This is a genomic window from Megasphaera paucivorans, assembly GCF_900103535.1.
Taxonomy (GTDB): Bacteria; Bacillota; Negativicutes; order Veillonellales; family Megasphaeraceae; genus Megasphaera_A; species Megasphaera_A paucivorans.
Map to the genome: position 1 here is coordinate 1 of NZ_FNHQ01000043.1, position 18,724 is coordinate 18,724.

The 18,724-nt window shown below is 40.7% G+C and carries 12 protein-coding genes and 1 rRNA gene; 1 reads left to right on the forward strand and 12 read right to left on the reverse strand.

Annotation, left to right across the window (positions count from 1 at the left end):
* The 9 genes from BLR11_RS12655 to BLR11_RS12695 form a co-directional block, all read right to left on the reverse strand.
* Nucleotides 1-213: ribosomal RNA gene (locus BLR11_RS12655) — 16S ribosomal RNA — on the reverse strand; the annotation flags it as partial.
* 436 nt (nt 214-649) lie between these two features.
* Nucleotides 650-1,825 carry an iron-containing alcohol dehydrogenase gene (locus tag BLR11_RS12660; RefSeq protein WP_091652748.1) on the reverse strand — a complete coding sequence of 392 codons (1,176 nt, stop codon included), beginning with the start codon at nt 1,823-1,825 and terminating at the stop codon, nt 650-652.
* A gap of 82 nt (nt 1,826-1,907) precedes the next feature.
* Complete coding sequence (gene gyrA, locus BLR11_RS12665) at nt 1,908-4,382, reverse strand: DNA gyrase subunit A (RefSeq protein WP_091652750.1); 2,475 nt, start codon at nt 4,380-4,382, stop codon at nt 1,908-1,910.
* Between the two features lie 174 nt (nt 4,383-4,556).
* Complete coding sequence (locus BLR11_RS12670; RefSeq protein ID WP_091652753.1) at nt 4,557-5,351, reverse strand: sulfite exporter TauE/SafE family protein; 795 nt, start codon at nt 5,349-5,351, stop codon at nt 4,557-4,559.
* A 176-nt stretch (nt 5,352-5,527) separates the two neighbouring features.
* Nucleotides 5,528-6,871 (reverse strand): acetyl-CoA hydrolase/transferase family protein, encoded by a 1,344-nt coding sequence (locus tag BLR11_RS12675; protein WP_091652756.1) that lies wholly within the window; start codon nt 6,869-6,871, stop codon nt 5,528-5,530.
* A 199-nt stretch (nt 6,872-7,070) separates the two neighbouring features.
* The gene (gene fusA / locus BLR11_RS12680; protein WP_091652759.1) at nt 7,071-9,146 is read right to left on the reverse strand and encodes an elongation factor G; all 2,076 of its coding nucleotides are present in this window, start codon (nt 9,144-9,146) and stop codon (nt 7,071-7,073) included.
* An 88-nt stretch (nt 9,147-9,234) separates the two neighbouring features.
* On the reverse strand, nt 9,235-9,729 hold the full coding sequence (locus BLR11_RS12685; protein WP_091652762.1) for a MarR family winged helix-turn-helix transcriptional regulator: 495 nt from the start codon (nt 9,727-9,729) through the stop codon (nt 9,235-9,237).
* Nucleotides 9,730-9,798: 69 nt separating this feature from the next.
* The gene (locus BLR11_RS12690; protein WP_091652764.1) at nt 9,799-10,155 is read right to left on the reverse strand and encodes an SRPBCC family protein; all 357 of its coding nucleotides are present in this window, start codon (nt 10,153-10,155) and stop codon (nt 9,799-9,801) included.
* Between the two features lie 144 nt (nt 10,156-10,299).
* Nucleotides 10,300-11,490 (reverse strand): M20 metallopeptidase family protein, encoded by a 1,191-nt coding sequence (locus tag BLR11_RS12695; protein WP_091652767.1) that lies wholly within the window; start codon nt 11,488-11,490, stop codon nt 10,300-10,302.
* 110 nt (nt 11,491-11,600) lie between these two features.
* Between BLR11_RS12695 and BLR11_RS12700 the strand changes: the two genes are divergently transcribed.
* The gene (locus BLR11_RS12700; protein ID WP_091652770.1) at nt 11,601-12,968 is read left to right on the forward strand and encodes an aminopeptidase; all 1,368 of its coding nucleotides are present in this window, start codon (nt 11,601-11,603) and stop codon (nt 12,966-12,968) included.
* 115 nt (nt 12,969-13,083) lie between these two features.
* Here the strand turns inward: BLR11_RS12700 and rpoN are convergent, their stop codons facing one another.
* The 3 genes from rpoN to BLR11_RS12715 all read right to left on the reverse strand — a co-directional run.
* Nucleotides 13,084-14,373: an RNA polymerase factor sigma-54 gene (gene rpoN, locus BLR11_RS12705; protein WP_091652772.1), complete on the reverse strand. Its 1,290-nt coding sequence runs from the start codon at nt 14,371-14,373 to the stop codon at nt 13,084-13,086.
* Nucleotides 14,374-14,560: 187 nt separating this feature from the next.
* A complete protein-coding gene (nifJ, locus tag BLR11_RS12710) occupies nt 14,561-18,082 on the reverse strand; it encodes a pyruvate:ferredoxin (flavodoxin) oxidoreductase (protein ID WP_091652775.1) in 3,522 nt (1,173 codons plus the stop codon).
* A 220-nt stretch (nt 18,083-18,302) separates the two neighbouring features.
* A partial coding sequence (locus BLR11_RS12715) for a 4-hydroxyphenylacetate 3-hydroxylase C-terminal domain-containing protein (RefSeq protein WP_281240856.1) occupies nt 18,303-18,724 on the reverse strand: 422 nt, incomplete at its 5' end.

Here is an 18,724-nt window from a genome sequence, read left to right on the forward strand (position 1 = left end):
CATCATCCGGCCATGCGGCCGATTGATCGTATTCGGTATTAGCAGCCGTTTCCAGCTGTTGTCCCCATCCTGAGGGCAGGTTGTTTACGCGTTACTCACCCGTTTGCCACTCGGTCTTTCAAGAAGCAAGCTTCTTGAAAAGCCTCGTTCGACTTGCATGTGTTAAGCACGCCGCCAGCGTTCGTCCTGAGCCAGGATCAAACTCTCCATGATATATGAAGAGCCATTCGGCTCATTCTTGCTATTGTTTTTGGTTCGTTTTCTTACTCGTTTTGACGTCTTGTTTCCAAGACCTCGCACTCTGGCGTTTGTTTGTTCGTTACATTGTTCAGTTTTCAAAGGTCATCGCTGTCGTCCGACAGCTTAATTAGTATATCAAAATCTCTTTCGTTTGTCAAGAGACTTTTTTTCGTCAGCCTTGATGGAGCCTCGTTTCTTTGCCCTCATCGCGACGACTTGATTAGTTTATCACAAGTCGTTTATCCCGTCAAGAGGATTTTTTCGAAATGTTTAAAACTAACAGTTTAGCATTGTACCCCGCACGGGACAGCTTGTATATAATATCATAATTCAAACACCTTGTCAACGCACTATAATAGTAAAAGCAAGGATTTTATCTCTTAAAGATCAAATCCTTGCTTTCTGATTTTTATTGTGCCATTTTATATATCTTATATATGTCCTTTGCAGTGAGCTGTCCAAATGCGCCTTCACGTTTTGTATCATTGTGCGTACATTTCCCAGCCATTTCCCAATACTGCTCTTCCGTTGGAACGACACCCAATTCCGTTAATGAAGTAGGCATATCAATCGAATGGAAAAATTGTTCCATTCTGTTTATTCCTTCTAACGCCGCTTTTTCATCTTCCACTTCGTTAACAGAAAAAACGCTGCGTGCTAACTTAGCAAACCGTGCAACATCTTTTTTACAAACATACCGAGCCCAGCTTGGCCAAATAGCTGCTAGTCCGGCCCCATGAGCAACATCAAAAATAGCACTGATTTCCATCTCAATATGATGCGCTCCCCAATCTCCCTTGCCATTTCCGCCCTCTAAAATCCCATTATGGGCCAAACTACCTGCCCACATAATTTGAAACCGGGCATTATAATCGCAAGGAGTCCTTTTAACAATTTCACCATTTTTGATGACATTGCGAATAATAGCCGCGGCAATCTCGTCAGTCAAATCATCTTCTGCATGCGGACTAAAAAAACGTTCCAGAATGTGCATAATCATATCGACTACGCCGCACGCCGTTTGATAGGGCGGCAGCGTATAGGTCAATTCTGGATTCATAATAGTAAACACCGGACGCAGTACATCATTTTGATACCCCAGTTTAAACCATCCATCCTCATTTGTCATAACGCTGGCCCAGCTCATTTCGCTGCCTGCTGCCGCAATAGTCAAAATCGTTCCAAGTGGAATACAGCCATGGTCAGGCTCCTTGCGCGTGTAAATATCCCATACATCACCTTCATAACACAATCCCATGCCGATACATTTAGCTTCATCGATCACACTGCCGCCACCGACAGGCAAAAGAAAATCAACGTGTTCTTTTTTGCATAACTCAATTACAGCCCGTGCGTGAGACAACAGGGGATTCGGATGTACCCCGCCCTGCAGAACATATGGAATCCGGGCTTCACTAAGCGATGTTTCAACCCGATCCAGCACGCCTGACTTTTTAGCACTTTGTCCGCCATATAGAACAAGTACTTTTGTAGCTCCATATGCTGTTAGTATTTCTCCTGCCCGGTTCTCTTCTCCCTTTCCAAAATAAACTTTTGTCGGTGTGTAATATTCAAAATTCTGCATATACTATCCCTTCTTTCCTGATTGTGTATACTGATATAAAATAGACAACCTTTTACTTAAAAGGTTGTCTATATATATTTATTTATCCCTTAAATAAATTTTCCGGTTGTGTATCGTCTTCTGCCCCATCGACAGTAATCGTATCCAAGGCTGCTACTTTATCATTTTCTTCCAGTTTTTGAATCTTTACACCTGATGTATTACGGCCCTTTTTGATTCCTATACTTTCAATGTCTGTACGAATAACAATTCCATTCGTTGTGATAAGTATTAATTCCTGATCTGCCCGTACTACTTCAACGCCTACAATATCCCCTGTTTTATGGGTAATTTTAAAGTTCTTTACCCCTTTTCCGCCGCGAAGTTGTACTTTATAAGCATCAATATTATTGCGTTTGCCAAATCCTTCTTCACTGATGGTTAACGCCTGACATCCCGGTTCCAGTACATCGGCACCGATAACCATATCCGATTTAGCCAAAGTAATACCGCGGACGCCTCGCGTGTTTCGTCCCATAAGTCGAACATCTTCTTCTTTGAAGCAGATTGCCATACCCAATTTTGTCGCCAGAATAATATTTTGATCTCCCTTAGTCAGCAAAACTTTGGCAAGTTTATCTCCATCCATTAAGGAAATCGCAATCAGCCCATTGCGGCGTACATTACGGAATTCATGAAGCACCGTCCTCTTAACAAGTCCCTTTTCCGTCACCATAAACAGATTCATAGTAGGATCCACCTGATCTATATCAATCAGTGCATTTACCTTTTCATGATGGCCAAGAGGCAAGAGATTTACCGCTGCAACTCCTTTAGAGTTGCGGGTATTGGCCTCCGGAATTTCATAGGTTTTCAAACGGTATACACGCCCCAAATTGGTAAAGAACAAAACGGTGTGTAATGCAGACGTATATAATAAATGATTAACTGCATCTTCATCCTTTGTACTCATACCTTTAATTCCTCGGCCGCCTTTATTCTGAGTACGATAGACATTGGCATTCATACGCTTGATATATCCACGGCGAGTAAGTGTCAGAACCATCCTTTCGTCGGGAATCATATCTTCAATTTCAAAATCCGAGATCGCTCCCACTATTTGCGTCCGCCGTTTATCAGCAAAACGTTTCTTGGCATCCAGCAATTCTTCTTTTACAATTTCCATAACCTTCTGTTCATCTGCTAACACACTGCGCAAATAAGCAATCCGTTCTTCCAATTCTTTATACTCCGCTTCAATCTTTTCACGTTCTAACCCTGTCAGTCGACGTAACCGCATATCAAGAATTGCGATAGATTGCTTTTCACTTAAGCCAAAGTTGCCCATCAGTGCTGTTTTAGCTATTTCATCTGTTTGAGAAGCCCGAATTGTCTTGATGACTTCGTCAATATGATCCAATGCAATAAGCAGGCCTTCTAAAATATGTGCACGGGCCAACGCTTTGTCTAATTCAAATTTACTGCGTCTTGTAATAACAGTCTTTTGATGTGCCAGATAATAAGTAAGAACTTCTTTCAGCGTAAGGACCCGAGGATGTCCATCCACCAGTGCCAGCATAATAACGCCAAAAGTTTCTTGGAGCTGTGTATGCTTATACAGTTTATTCAGCGTAATATCAGGATTAACATCCGCACGAAGCTCAATAACAATACGCATTCCCTTACGATCTGATTCATCTCGTAAGGCCGTAATACCATCAATTTCTTTGTTACGAGATAATTCCGCTATGTTTTCAATAACACGTGCCTTATTAACTTGATAGGGGATTTCGGTTACAACGATACGATTTTTTCCTTTTCCCATCGGTTCCACTTCAGCACAAGAACGCATCTTAATACTGCCACGGCCAGTAGAATATGCTTTAATAATGCCATCCCGCCCCATGATCTGCGCTCCTGTTGGAAAGTCCGGGCCTTTGATTTTAGTCATTATTTCTTCCAGTGGTGCCTCCGGATTATCAATCAGAAGCACGCATCCATCTATGACTTCACCTAAATTATGCGGTGGAATATTTGTTGCCATTCCTACAGCAATTCCTGCCGAACCGTTAACCAATAAATTAGGAATTTTTGAAGGAAGAACCACGGGTTCTTGTAAAGAACCATCATAGTTTGGCATGAAATCCACCGTTTCTTTATCAATATCTTCCAGCATTTCACCGGCAATCTTAGACATACGGACTTCGGTATAACGCATAGCTGCCGCCGAATCGCCATCGACAGAACCAAAGTTGCCGTGTCCATCAACAAGAAGATAGCGCGTGGAAAAATTTTGTGCCAAACGGACGGTTGCATCGTATACTGAACTATCACCATGAGGATGATACTTCCCCAAAACCTCCCCAACGATACGCGCCGATTTTTTATACGGTTTATTCGAAGTCATACCCGCTTCGTGCATAGCATAGAGAATGCGGCGATGTACAGGTTTCATCCCGTCACGCACATCCGGCAGTGCTCGTGTAATGATAACGCTCATCGCGTAATCAATATACGATGTCTGCATTTCGTTTTCCAGACAAACCGGTAAAACTTTATCAGATTGAAATTCGTCCACAATGTCACCTCATATAACAATATAAATAATAAAGTATATACTAATACTATATATTAATAACTATCTTATATATTATACCAAAACATCAAGCGAATTTCGAGTTTTTTGACTGTTTTTAGATAAAAAAGTCAAAATCCCGCTCAAAAAGCGCTGAGCGGGATAAATAGACGCATTTTAAAAGGTTATGAAGCCAGAGGTAATGATAAGTCTTACAGCCAGCAAAAGGAGTGCAAAAGAAAGCAGCATCAAAATAAATCGGGCTTTGACTTTTTTAGACAACTTAGCCCCCAGCTGAGCACCAAAAACAGCTCCGATCCCCGCAAAAAAAGCCGGTTCATAGAGTATATGATGCTGCAAAAAGTGAGATAAAACGCCGACTAAGCTACTAACTGCCAAGACAAAATGACTGGTTGCCGTTGCAATATGTGTTGGAAACCCCAGCAGATATACCATTGCTGGAACATGAATAATGCCGCCGCCAATTCCAAAAATACTGGAAATAAAGCCTACGACAAAACTAACAGCAATTCCTCCTGCCATATTAAAGCGAAACGTCTCTTTATTTACTTCTATTTCCGGTGCGGCTTTTCCTTTATTCCAATTTTTAAAACCAATAACTAATGAAATAAACAAAAGCAACATACCAAAAGAAAATCGAAACGTTACTCCTGTAAAATAATTAGACCAGACAGCTCCGAGAACGGCTCCGGGAAGTGTGGCAACACTGAAAGCAAGTGCCGCTCGATATAAAACTTTCTTTTGCTTTATATATGCGTAAGAGCCAGACATTGCATTAAACATGACAACGGTTAGTGATGTGCCAATAACTAATGTCGGTTCCCAGCCAAAAACATACAGGAAAATCGGAACAAAAAAAATGCCGCCGCCAGCACCTACCAATGTACCAAAAGCCGCAATAAAATATCCCATCACAATAAAGCCAATATCCTGTATGAATGTAAACTCCATGAATAAATACCTTCTTTCTTTTGTATAATTGGTGTCTTTTTATAAGTAAAAACGGACTGCCGTCAACTAAATCAATAATTTTATTGTACTACTATACTATTTTTTTTCCTAGACAAATGTGACATTATTATAAAAATATCCTCCTCGTTAATGAGGAGGATATTCCATGTTTATTATTATCTCTTATTACTATACCGCCAGATTTTCATATCTTCCGCTGCTTTAATTAATTCTTCACGAAAATCAGGATGAGCCAGGCTGATTAACCCTTCGGCACGTTCCCAAGTGGATTTTCCCATCATATTAACCATTCCATATTCCGTAACAAGCCAATGGACTTGAGAACGAGGATCCGTTACCGTTGTACCGGGAGTCAATGTCGGCAAGATGCGGGATTCTGTTTTACCCGTCTTTTTATTCGTAAAGGTAGAGCGGAAAGCAATAAAACTCTTGCCACCTTTAGATCGATACGCACCATCCGCAAAGTCTAATTGTCCACCGCTGCCGCTGATTTGTTTTGTACCCGCTGATTCAGAAGATACTTGACCAAACAAATCTACATCAATACAGTTGTTAATAGAAATAAAATTATCCATTTGGGAAATCACAAACGGATCATTAACATATTCCACCGGATATGCTGCCAAAAATGGATTATTATCGACCCAATCATACATTTCTTTCGATCCTAGAGCAAAAGACCAAACAGCTTTATCTGTATCCAATTCCTTTACCTTATTGGTTAGACGTCCCTTTTTATACATGAGATAAAATGCATCTACAAGCATTTCCGTATGCATGCCGAGATCTTTTAAATCCGAATCGGCAATCATAGCCCCAATTGTATTTGGCAATCCGCCAACACCAAGCTGTAATGTAGCCCCATTAGGAATTTCCTTAACAATCATTTCAGCAATTTTTGTATCGATTTCATCACCTGTACTGAAAGGAATCGTAGGCTGTGGTGTATTCCCTGCTTCTACAATAGCGTCAATATCGCTAATATGGATACATTCGCCACGGCCGCCCAATACCCGAGGCATAGATTCATTTACTTCAACAATGACTTTTTTCGCTTTTTTGGTAATAGCTTCCGTTGCTGAAACATTTAATCCAAAATTAAAAAAACCATGCTTATCCATCGGTGCAACTTGAATCATAGCAACATCCACATCAAGAATATTCCGGTACAAGGAAGGTTCATTACGATAACAAAATGGCGAGAAATTCATCTGTCCAAGTGCACATTTTTTACGATCATACCCACTCATATGCCAGTTAGACACAGTAAAAGTTTCACGATTTGGATCTTTTTCGACTACCTGGCGAGGTGAAAAAGAAAAAGATGTACGTACTTTCACATCTTTCAATTCACTTTTACGGTTAGCCAATGCTTCATCCAACAAGATCGGCTGCGTTGTTGCCATACCATACTCTACCCAATCACCCGACTTTACTACTTTTACAGCTTCTTCCGGAGTTGTTAACTTTTGACGATACATATCCGTCCATTCAGACATTGTTTCCACCAATCCTTTCACTACTGTAATAATTATGTTCCGTATTTCACAATTATTATTATAAAACTTTTACACGTAATATACAAGTAACTACGTGGTATAAATTTATATGCCAGAATGGCACTGTTTATAGAAACTATGCCTCTATATGCAAAAATGCTCCCGTCATTTTTCGTGACGGGAGCAACGTGAGGAGGAATTATTCTTCTTTACTTGCTGCATAGTTAGCAATAATTTCATCTGTTGTTTTCTTTGGAACTTCTTCATAATCAAAAAACGCCATATTAAAGGTTCCTTTTCCTTGTGTCATGGAACGCAGTGCAGTTACATATCCTTTCATTTCTGAAAGCGGAACTTGGGCTTTGACAACGATAATACCTTCCCGATTACGATGATGTTCCATTCCGAGAATTCGACCTCTTCTGCCGCTGAAATCTCCCATAACGTCCCCCATATACTCTTCCGGAATAACGACATCAACATTATATATAGGTTCTAAAAGAACGGGTTTCGCTTCAGGAACCGCTTTTTTCAAAGCAATAGAAGCTGCTACTTTAAACGCCATTTCTGATGAATCCACCGGATGATACGAACCGTCAGTAAGAGTAACTTTAACATTAATCATCGGGTACCCTGCAATAAGCCCTTTCTGCAGTGTTTCTTTGACTCCTTTTTCAACAGCCGGAATGTATTGTTTAGGAACAGCCCCACCAAAAACAGCATCGACAAATTCAAATTCGTTACCGTCTGCAAGTGGTTCGATTTTTAGGAATACATGTCCGAACTGACCATGTCCGCCGCTCTGTTTTTTATGTTTCCCTTCCATGGTAATACTTCCCCGAATCGTTTCACGATACGGAATATATACATCCTGTAAAATGGCTGTGACACCATATTTTCGTTCCATTTTATTAATGATGTGATCGAGATGCACGTCTCCCATACAACGCACAAGGAGCTGCCGTCCTTCGGGATCTTTTTCCACTTGACAAGTTGGATCCTCTTCGCTTATACGAGATAGGGCCGACATCAGTTTTTCATCTTCCCCTTTCTTTTCCGGAACCATGGCAATCGTGTGAAGCGGTGCAGGAAACCGAACAGAATCGTATTCGACAGGAAATTCAGCAGTCGCAAACGTATCTCCCGTTCTAGCATTAGATAACTTAGGAATAACAATAATATCACCAGCAACTGCTTTCGCTAAAGGCAACTGTTTTTTACCAATCAGCGTAAACATCTTGCCAAACTTTTCTTCCTTGTCCTGTGTTACATTATATAGTTTATCTCCATCCTTGAGTTCTCCGGAGAAAATACGAATATAACTTAATTTTCCAGAAAAAGGATCAATAAGAGTTTTAAAAACAAATCCCGTAAACGGTTTATTAGGATATACCATGACAGGTTCTTCGCTCTTTTTATCGGTCCCCATCATAATTTTTTGTGAAGCATCCGGCATATATCGTACGAGGCGTCCCAGCAGTTCCACTGTACCAATATGATGTATCGCACTGCCGCACATAACCGGACAGACACGACCAGTCAACATTCCCTGCCGCAGTCCATGCCGCAATTCTTCCAGCGTCAATTCTTCCCCTTCAAGATATTTTTCCAATAAACTATCGTCCCCTTCAGCAGCGGCTTCCATGCACATTTCACGAACTTCCCGCGCTTTAGACATATATTCGGGTGGAACTTTAGTTTCTTCCTGCTTACCGTTTTTCCATTCCCACGCAATCATTTTACAAACATCGATGATTCCACGAAAATCTGCCCCTTCTCCTATAGGAATCTGCAGCGGCATAATAGATTTACCGAACGCTGCCCGCATTTTTTCCAAGGTATCAAAAAAATTGGCTTTTTCCGCATCCATTTTATTGATATAAACCATCCGCGGCAATTGTAACTCTACCCCATAATCCCATGCACGTTCCGTATCCATTTCTACGCCTGATTCGGCAGACACAACCAGCAGTATCCCGTCACTGGCACGCAAAGCCGCTCGAACTTCTCCACAAAATTCCGAATATCCGGGAGTATCAAGAAAATTCAATTTGTAACCTTCCCATTCACAAGGTGCAATTCCGAGTTGAATAGTAACATTACGTTTAATTTCTTCCGGTTCAAAATCCATAATATGCTTATTATCTTGCCCTGTACCAACGGCATCAACTGCGCCGCAAATGAATAACAAGGATTCCACGACGGCAGTTTTTCCGGCACCGTCGTGGCTAAGCACAGCTACGTTGCGAATCTTATCACTAGCATACTCTTTCATAAACAATCGCCTCCTATGAATCACGTTAATTAAACATATTCGCGATGTTATGAGGATAATCCTTTTTTATAAGTGAGTTTTTATAATTTTATCTATGATAGTTAGTAATATTATGTTCTGTATTGATATCTGAGAGAAAATCAAAAGAACTAAGCCGGCGTAATGAATCCATAAAACAAGGCATATCCGAACGAAGAGAACCAAAATATGCTGCATCAATAGCTTCGATCAGCGGCAGTCCTTGATTCACTTTTTTCAAACCGGCCTCTAATATGAAAATCATTTTTGCCCGCGTATCTTGGGGATGCTGCTTCCGTTGTATATATTTTTTCTTCTCAAGCAATCTTATTATCTGGGATGTCGTCATTACATCAATAGAAGCATAATCCGCCACCATTTTCTGCGTTGGATTGCGCCCCTCGTGTTGTAAATACGCAGCAACTGTTAATATAACAAATTGAGGATGTGTCAGATTAATAAGACGCAGCTTTTTTTGTATTTGAGTATGCCAATTATTATATGCTCTGATAAATAGAAACCCGGGACTTTCAAAAGAATCGTTTTCAAATTGAGAGTTAAACATTTATTTTTCAACAGCTTTCTTTATAGTTAATACCGCCTGTGGCGTATCTGAAAATACTTGAACCAGAAATTAAATATCTTCGTCTGTCATTTCACCGTGTTCCTTCTCAAGTCTTACGCTGATTTTCACGGTTGTCTCATTATTTATTTCATTAAATTCGTGTCCAAAGCAAATCGCGATCCCCATTCCGGGAATTTCACTTTTATCCCAATATTCCTTATAAGGTATAACCGTCGTAAGAGTATACGGCATCTCCGGCTGTCCCTGCAATTTCATCCTGCCGGAAGTTCCTGTTGAAAAATTTCCTTGCAGTATCATATATTCCAAATCAGTTTCCCATTGACGGCGTTTATTAAAATCAACATACATTTCCCAAATTTCTTTTGCAGTTGCATGTACTTTTGTTTGAAATGTTAATTCTGTCATTGAATTTTCCTCCTTTTATATTATACGTGTTTATATTATATGTATACTTACAATATAAGTCAATGCTTTTTAAAAATCTCCTACTGCAACACGATAGCAGTAGGAGATTCTTACTCTTAACTATTTAAAATATGCATATATACGCTACTTTTGTTTAAGTGCCGATAATGCCAATGCTGATAACAATTCTACCCCTATAGGCAGACTGTTTTCGTCCACAGAAAAACACGCATTATGAAGAGGATAGATTTCAGCCTCTTCGGCGGTGACTCCCAGCCAAAGAAAGGCCCCGGCACAAACCTTTAAATATCCAGAAAAATCTTCCGCCGTCATGGCCGGTTCCGGTACATCTGCCAATGCTATGTGTCCAAATCTTTCTGTTACTACAGCGGCCGCTAATGCAGCCTGCGCAGTACTGTTGAAAACAGCATCATATCCGCGGTCATACTGAAGACGGCTGGTTGTTCCAAATGCAGCATCGATGCCTTTCAATATTTGCTTTAAATGCATTTCAACTGCATCTTGTGTCTCTTTGTGATACGTACGGCAAGTTCCTTCAATATCTACCGTATCAGCAACAATATTGTACCGACTGCCGCCGGAAATTTTTCCAAACGTAAGAACCGCCGGATGCAGCGGATTAATTTGTCTACTTATAATATTCTGTGCTGCCGTAATACATTGGCCAGCTGCAGCAATAGCATCAATTCCTCTATGTGGCATGGCGGCATGACTCGGTTTTCCCACGATCTGTATGCTGACGTGATCTGATGCCGCCATCACCGGACCCGTACGAACACCTACTTCACCCGTACGCAATGTCGGCCAGACATGAAGCCCGTAAATAGCATCCACATCATCTAAAAAACCTGATGCAACGATATTTTTAGCACCGCCTTCTGGAGATTTTTCTTCAGCCGGCTGAAAAATAAACTTTATTGTGCCATCAAACTGATTCCGCATATCATGCAGAACATGAACTGCACCTAACAACATCGCCACATGTGCATCATGTCCACATGCATGCATCTTCCCCGGATGCTGTGACGCAAAAGAAAGTCCTGTTTTTTCTTCGATCGACAACGCATCCATGTCGGCTCGCAACGCTATCGTCCGTCCCGGATTGCGGCCATGCAACACAACGAGAACACCATTGCCGCCAGCTGCCTGAGAAGTCACTTCCACATGCAGTCCCTGCAATGCAGACACTACTAATGCTGCCGTTTCGACTTCTTCTCCTGACAGCTCCGGTATCTCATGAATCTTTCGCCGCCATGTTCTTACGCAGTCTGTATATGTCCTTACAAGATCCCTCAATTTATCTTCTCCTGCCATTTTCCCTCGTTGTCCCCTTCCATTTTTACTAAAACAGATTATAATACTATTATAAACATGTAAATATCAATTTAATGTTGTTTCTCATTATATCATAGGGAGTGTTATCAATGAAAGCATATGACATGGAAAACAGTGCTTGGGCACGATTTTCTGAAGAAGAGCGTATAGAGGTAGAAGAATATAACAAAACCTACAAGGAATTTCTCGATACCGCCAGAACGGAACGCCTTGCAGTAAAGGAAATCATACGTCAAGCGGAAGCCGCCGGCTTTCGCTCTATAGAAGATGTTACCTCGCTTGTCCCTGGCGACAAAATTTATTGGAATCAAAAAGGAAAATCCGCTATTCTTGCAGTTATCGGTGAAAATCCGTTAACTGCCGGCTTAAAAATTGTCGGGTCACATATTGATTCTCCCCGCCTTGATTTAAAAGCGGCCCCTGTCGTCGAAAATAAAAAAATAGTATATTTAAAAACCCATTATTACGGCGGTCTTCGGAAATATCAATGGGTCTGCATGCCTCTGAGTCTTATTGGTGTTGTTTATACAACTGCAGGAGAAAAAATCGATATAGCACTGGGTGAAAATCCAAACGATCCTGTTTTATTTATTAATGATTTGCTTCCTCATTTGGCGAAAGATCAAAGCGAAAAAAAACTCAGTGAAGCAATTCAGGGCGAAATGCTTATGCCCATGCTTGGCTGCAACAGCACAGAAGAAAAAACAAAGCCGGCTATCCTGACTTTATTAAAAGAAAAATACGGAATTGAAGAGGAAGATTTTGCCAGCGCGGAATTAGAAGTTGTTCCTACTCAAAAAAGCCGTGATGCCGGACTTGATCAATCAATGATTATGTCTTACGGCCATGATGACCGTGTCTGCTCATACGCCAGCCTTGCTGCGATTCTTAATGCAGCAAAAGGATCACACACACAGGTATCGCTTTTTGCCGACAAAGAAGAAATCGGTTCTGTTGGAAATACCGGCGTTCAATCTTCATTTTTCCAAGATTTTTTAGCAGAAATGCTCGCGCTGCAAGGCCATACCGAGGATCTTTCATTGCGCCGTACCTTGAGACATAGTGAAGTTCTTTCCGCTGATGTCAGCGCTGCTCTTGATCCTATATTTGCAGATGCGTATGAAGAAGCAAATTCAGCCAAGCTTGGCTATGGCATATGTATTTGCAAATATACCGGAGCTCGCGGAAAATCAGGGAGCAATGATGCCAATGCCGAATTTGTGTCAAAGATCCGACAGATATTCAATACTGCCAATGTTCCCTGGCAAACGGGTGAACTCGGTAAAGTAGACCAAGGCGGCGGCGGCACAATTGCTTATATTATGGCTGATTGGGGCTGTGAAGTTGTCGATTGCGGCGTAGCCATGCTGAGCATGCATGCTCCTCTGGAAATTGTAGCCAAAACGGATGCCTATTGTGGTTATTTGGCTTATAAAGCGTTTTTTGAAAGTAAATAGCACGTGGGTATAGCAAACTATATTTTATTGCAATTTCACGTAAATACAAATACCCTCCGGAAAAATCCGGAGGGTATTTGTATTTACACGCACATCGAGGGTCTACGATACTGAATCATTCATGCATATGACGCCGCATATTACTATTGGCAATTCCTAAAATTAATCTGAATTTAGCAACAGTCCGCCGAGCAATCAATATATCCTGTCCTTGTAGATAAGCAGCAATTTGCTGATCCGAATACGGATGTTTCACGTCTTCGTCTTTAATAAAACAGGCAATTTTTTCCATAATAGCCCGGCTTGAAATATAGTCCGTTTCGTTTTTATCACTAATTCGGCTATACGATTGAGCAAAAAAATCCTGTATCGCATATATTCTCCGGTTAAACAAAACATAACGGTCACGACAAACACGACTGACCGTAGAAGTGCTGAGCCCCGTTTTTTCGGCTAATTCTTTTTGATTTAACGGACAAAGCGCTTCTCCTTGCAGAAAAAAATTTTTCTGCTGCTGTATCATCGCCGTTACAACAGCAAAAATAGATTGTCTGCGGTATGCCAATGCTGCCTGTAAATCCAGAAAAGCCCGCCGTGCTTTATGAATATATTTCTTTGTTTTACGATCCCCTTGTTTTTCGTATGAAGCATATAGATCCTCCCGAAAAAATACATCCGGAATTTCTTCCAGCATCCGTATCGCCAAATCTCCTTTTTCGTTCGTATATATTTCCATATCAGCTCGAATGAACTCTTCTTTTTGCACAATCTGCTGTGCGGGCTGTAATGATAGTTTTTTTAAAAAATCGCGTATACATTTTAATTCTGTGTCAGAAATCTCCATCTCCGTCCGCAGCCGCTGCCATTTTCCTTTCAAGAAGTCTTCATAATGGTACTGCAGCAATTCCAGCGTATGATCCGGAACTTTTTCACAGCGACGTGTCTGAATCAGCAATGCTTCATTAATTCCGGATGCTCCAATTCCCGGAGGATCCAGCGTTTTCACAACAGCCAGTCCTTGTTCCATCTCAGTTAACGTAATGCCGTAATCTATTCCAATACTATCTAAATCGTCTGTAAAAAAACCTTTTTCATCGAGCGAACGAATAACTAATCCCGCTGCCATACGTATTTTTTTAGAGATAGTAAGAACACGCAACTGTTTCATAAGCATTTCTTCCAGTGAATCTTCACGACTGTGAATATTGTCAATAGGTTTTTCTGCTATAGGGGTATTGCTTCGTCTCACATCAGGATAGCGTATATCTAACAGCGGATTATCTGTAATCTGCTCATAGAGAAATTCCGTCAAATCCTGTGCTTGCAGGCCGAGCATCTTGATCGTCAAGCTTTGAATCTGCGTCATTTTAGGTTTTAATTGAAGTTTAAGGGAAATATCAGCCATATCAATGCCTTCTTTACATACTATGTATACCTATTACAATATATTTTCCCATATTTTTCCTATATTAGTCAAATAATAATTTTCAATGATGCGTTCCCTGCTTGCAAAAAAGCTGTTGTATTCTAAAAAGAATACAACAGCTTTTCATCTGCATTACAAAAAAATAATTTATATTTTACTAAACAACTTATTTTCCTGCTAATTTAGCATATTTAGCATACCGTTCTTTTGCTTCACGGATAGTTTTTTCATAAAGTACTTGTGCACGATCCGGGAAATTAATCTTCAAACGGTTATATCTGTTTTCGCCTTTTAAATATTCTACCATTTTACTGGAATCTGGTTCCGGTGAATCAAGCTGGAACGGATTTTTTCCTTCTGCAGCAAGGCGCGGATCATACCGGTATAAATGCCAGTATCCACATTCTACTGCTTTTTTCATTTCCAACTGCGTTGTACTCATACCGGCTTTAATACCATGTTCAAGGCATGGGCAATACGCAATAACAATGGAAGGACCTGGATATGCTTCTGCTTCACGAATAGCTTTTAATGTCTGTGCCTGATTATATCCCATTGCAACTTGTGCGACATAAACATAACCATAAGTCATAGCAATAGCACCCAAATCTTTTTTCTTAATCTGCTTGCCGCCTGCAGCAAATTTAGCAACTGCTGCTGTCGGTGTGGCTTTGGATGCCTGGCCACCTGTATTGGAATACACTTCCGTATCCATAACAAGTATATTTATATCACGATGTTGAGCAACAACATGATCAATACCACCAAATCCGATATCATATGCCCAGCCATCGCCGCCTATAGCCCATACGGACTTCTTCGCAAGAAATTCCTTATTATCAAGTACAAAAGCAATTTCTTCAGACTGTGGTACATTTTCCAAAGCACTGATCAATTCATCCGATACTTGACGGGACATAGTACTGTTACTATAATTAGCCAAATAATTATCAATAGCTGCTTCCGCTACATTTTGAGCTTTCAAAGATTCTAACCGAATATGAATTTCTTTTTGAATAGAATCCTGTGCATGGAAATACCCATATGCAAATTCAGCATTATCTTCAAACAAAGATTGTTCCCAACATGGACCAAATCCGCGATCATCGGTACAATATGGTGTCGTCGGCAATGAACCGCCGTACGCCGAAGAACAACCAGATGCATTGGCAATATACATACGATCACCAAAAAGCTGTGTTACCGTTTTAATATATGTTGTTTCAGCACAACCACCACATGCAGGTGAGAACTGGAAGTACGGTTTAGCAAACTGCGAGGTTTTAACGTTTTTATCGCTAATAACATCTTTTTTAAGATATTTTTCTTCCATAGCAAACCGATTAAAGTTTTCCTGTTGTTCTACTTCTTCCTGCATAGGAACCATTGTCAAGGCGCCTTTTTCTTTAGCCGGGCAAACAGTAGCACAAACACCGCAGCCAAGACAATCATACGGCGAAAGCTGCATACGGAAATTATACTTATCCATATTGCTTCCTTTGGCTTTAGCAGTAACAAAAGATTGTGGAGCATCCGCCATTTCTTCATCAGTTACAAGAACGGGGCGAATCGCCGCATGCGGACACGCCATAGAACAGCTATTACACTGTACACACGCATCCGGATTCCAATGCGGGACGTTAATAGCTACACCACGTTTACTATATTCAGTAGTGCCAAGCGGCCATGTACCATCAAAGCAATTATATTTTTTGAAAATGGATACAGGTAATTCGTCCCCATGCTGCCGATCCATCGGAATAACAATATCCTTAATAAATCCAGGAACATTTTCTTCAACTTTCGGCGCATCAACAGCACTTGCCCACGACGCAGGAATATCAATTTTAACCAGACCAGTAATGCCTACATCAACAGCCTTATTGTTTTTATCGACGATTTCCTGACCGCCTTTTTTGAAGTAACTATTATAATTTCCCTTCTTCATAGCATCAACTGCTACATCGAGAGGAATAACTTTTGTTAATTCGAAGAATGCAGCCTGAAGAATTGTGTTAACACGATTACCCAATCCAATTTCATTGGCAAGTTTTGTAGCATCAATCGTGTAAAATTGTACATGTTTATTACACAAATCACGTTTCATCTTAGCCGGCAACTGTGTTTCCAATTCTTCTTCATTCCATGGACAGTTCAACAGATATACACTGCCATCTTTAAGGTCTGCAGTTGTATCATATTTATGAACATATGTAGGTGCATGACATCCAACAAAATCTGCCGCATTAACAAGATATGTCGCATGAATCGGCTGATCACCGAAACGCAGATGCGATTGTGTCAATCCTCCCGTTTTCATCGAATCATAGGAGAAATACGCCTGTGCATATTTGTCAGCATCGAGACCGATAATCGTGATTGCATTTTTATTGGCACCGACAGTACCATCTCCGCCTAGACCCCAAATTTTTGCAGCAGTTTGACCTGGATATTCAAGTTTAAGAGCTTCAGCCGGTAAAGAAGTAAACGTAACATCGTCAACAATGCCAATGGTAAAGTTATTTTTCGGTTGTTCTTTTTCAAGGTTAGCATAAACAGCTGCAAATTGTCCCGGAGTCGTGTCTTTTGAGGATAATCCATACCGACCGCCGACAACTTGAATATTGCCTCTGCCCTCCTGTACTAAAGCCATTTGGACATCAAGATATAGTGGTTCTCCTACACTTCCGGATTCTTTAGTCCGATCAAGAACTGCCACTTTTTTACAAGTAGCCGGAATGGCATCAACAAAATGCTTCGTAGAGAAAGGACGATATAAATGAACTTGTACCATACCTACCTTTTTACCATGTGCATTAAGATAATCAATAGCATCGCGACAAGTTTCAGCTCCTGAACACATAATAACAATAACTTCTTCTGCATCAGGTGCACCGTAGTAATTAAATAATTTATAATCCCGGCCTGTAATTTTATTAATTTCATCCATATAATGTTGTACAACATCAGGAATTGTTGAAATTTTTTCGTTCGCACCTTCTTTGCACTGGAAAAAGGCATCTGGATTAACTGTAGTACCACGTTCATGCGGATGTTCTGGATTTAATGCATTTTTACGAAATGCATTAAGCTGTTTGTAATCAACAAGCTTTTTAAGATCATTATAATCCAGTGCTTCAATACGCTGCATTTCATGAGATGTTCTAAATCCATCAAATACATGCATAAATGCATATCTGCCACCGATTGCTGATAAATGTGCAACGCTTCCAAGATCCATAACTTCCTGAGGAGAAGAAGACATAATCATACCAAAACCCGTCGTACGGCATGCCATAACATCAGAGTGATCTCCAAAAATAGAAAGTGCATGTACACTAACTGTACGAGCAGCTATATGGAATACCCCCGGCAAAAACTCTCCACCAATTTTAAACATAGGAGGAATCATTAATAACAAACCCTGTGACGCGGTGTACGTAGTAGTTAAGGCTCCTGCTTGCAAAGAACCGTGACAAGTGCCGGCCGCACCCGCTTCAGATTGCATTTGAATAACATCCACGGTATTATCAAAAATATTTTTCTTTCCTTTTGCAGCCCATTCATCAACTTTTTCCGCCATGACAGAAGACGGTGTAATCGGAAAAATGGCAGCAACTTCAGTAAACGCGTACGAAGCATACGCAGCAGCAGTATTACCATCCATCACGACGTAATTTTTTTTCATATTACCCTTCCCTTTCTTTTTTTGAGTTGTAATTCATAATAATATATTAAACCTATGCAAGAACTACCTTATTTAATAAACAATGACAAATAAATATATTTTCGTATATACGAAGCCTAGCGTATATACAAATACATTTATATTATAAAGGCTCTGTAATAGAACGTCAATGTTTTTATACTAAATAGTGCAATTTCATAAAATCATATTTTTACTCATCTTACTGATCAATATGAGCAATCGCCTTGGCTAATTTCTTCTTCATTTCCAAATTGCCCTGGCGTGCAATCATGATCCGCTGTGCCTGCGGCGAGCCGGCTCCATGCATTGATTCCGTCCGGTATCCCACTGCCGCCGTTCCCAGACAAAGATTTTCTATCAGACGCAGTACCTTCAGCCGGTCTTCCGTCGATACCCCGCTTACGCCGCACAAGTATTTATCTATATATTTTCCCAGCTTCGGATCTCTCATGTCTTTTTCCGAGGGTGCCGTAACTACCAATCCGCCCGCTATGTCTTCCGCCAGCCGTACGATTTCATACGGGAACCGCGTAACGTTTTGCTTGCACACATTCGCCAGCAGCAGATCGATCAGATAATTTCCTGACGCCGTCCGTGTCCCCAGCGCAGAGCACGCGATCC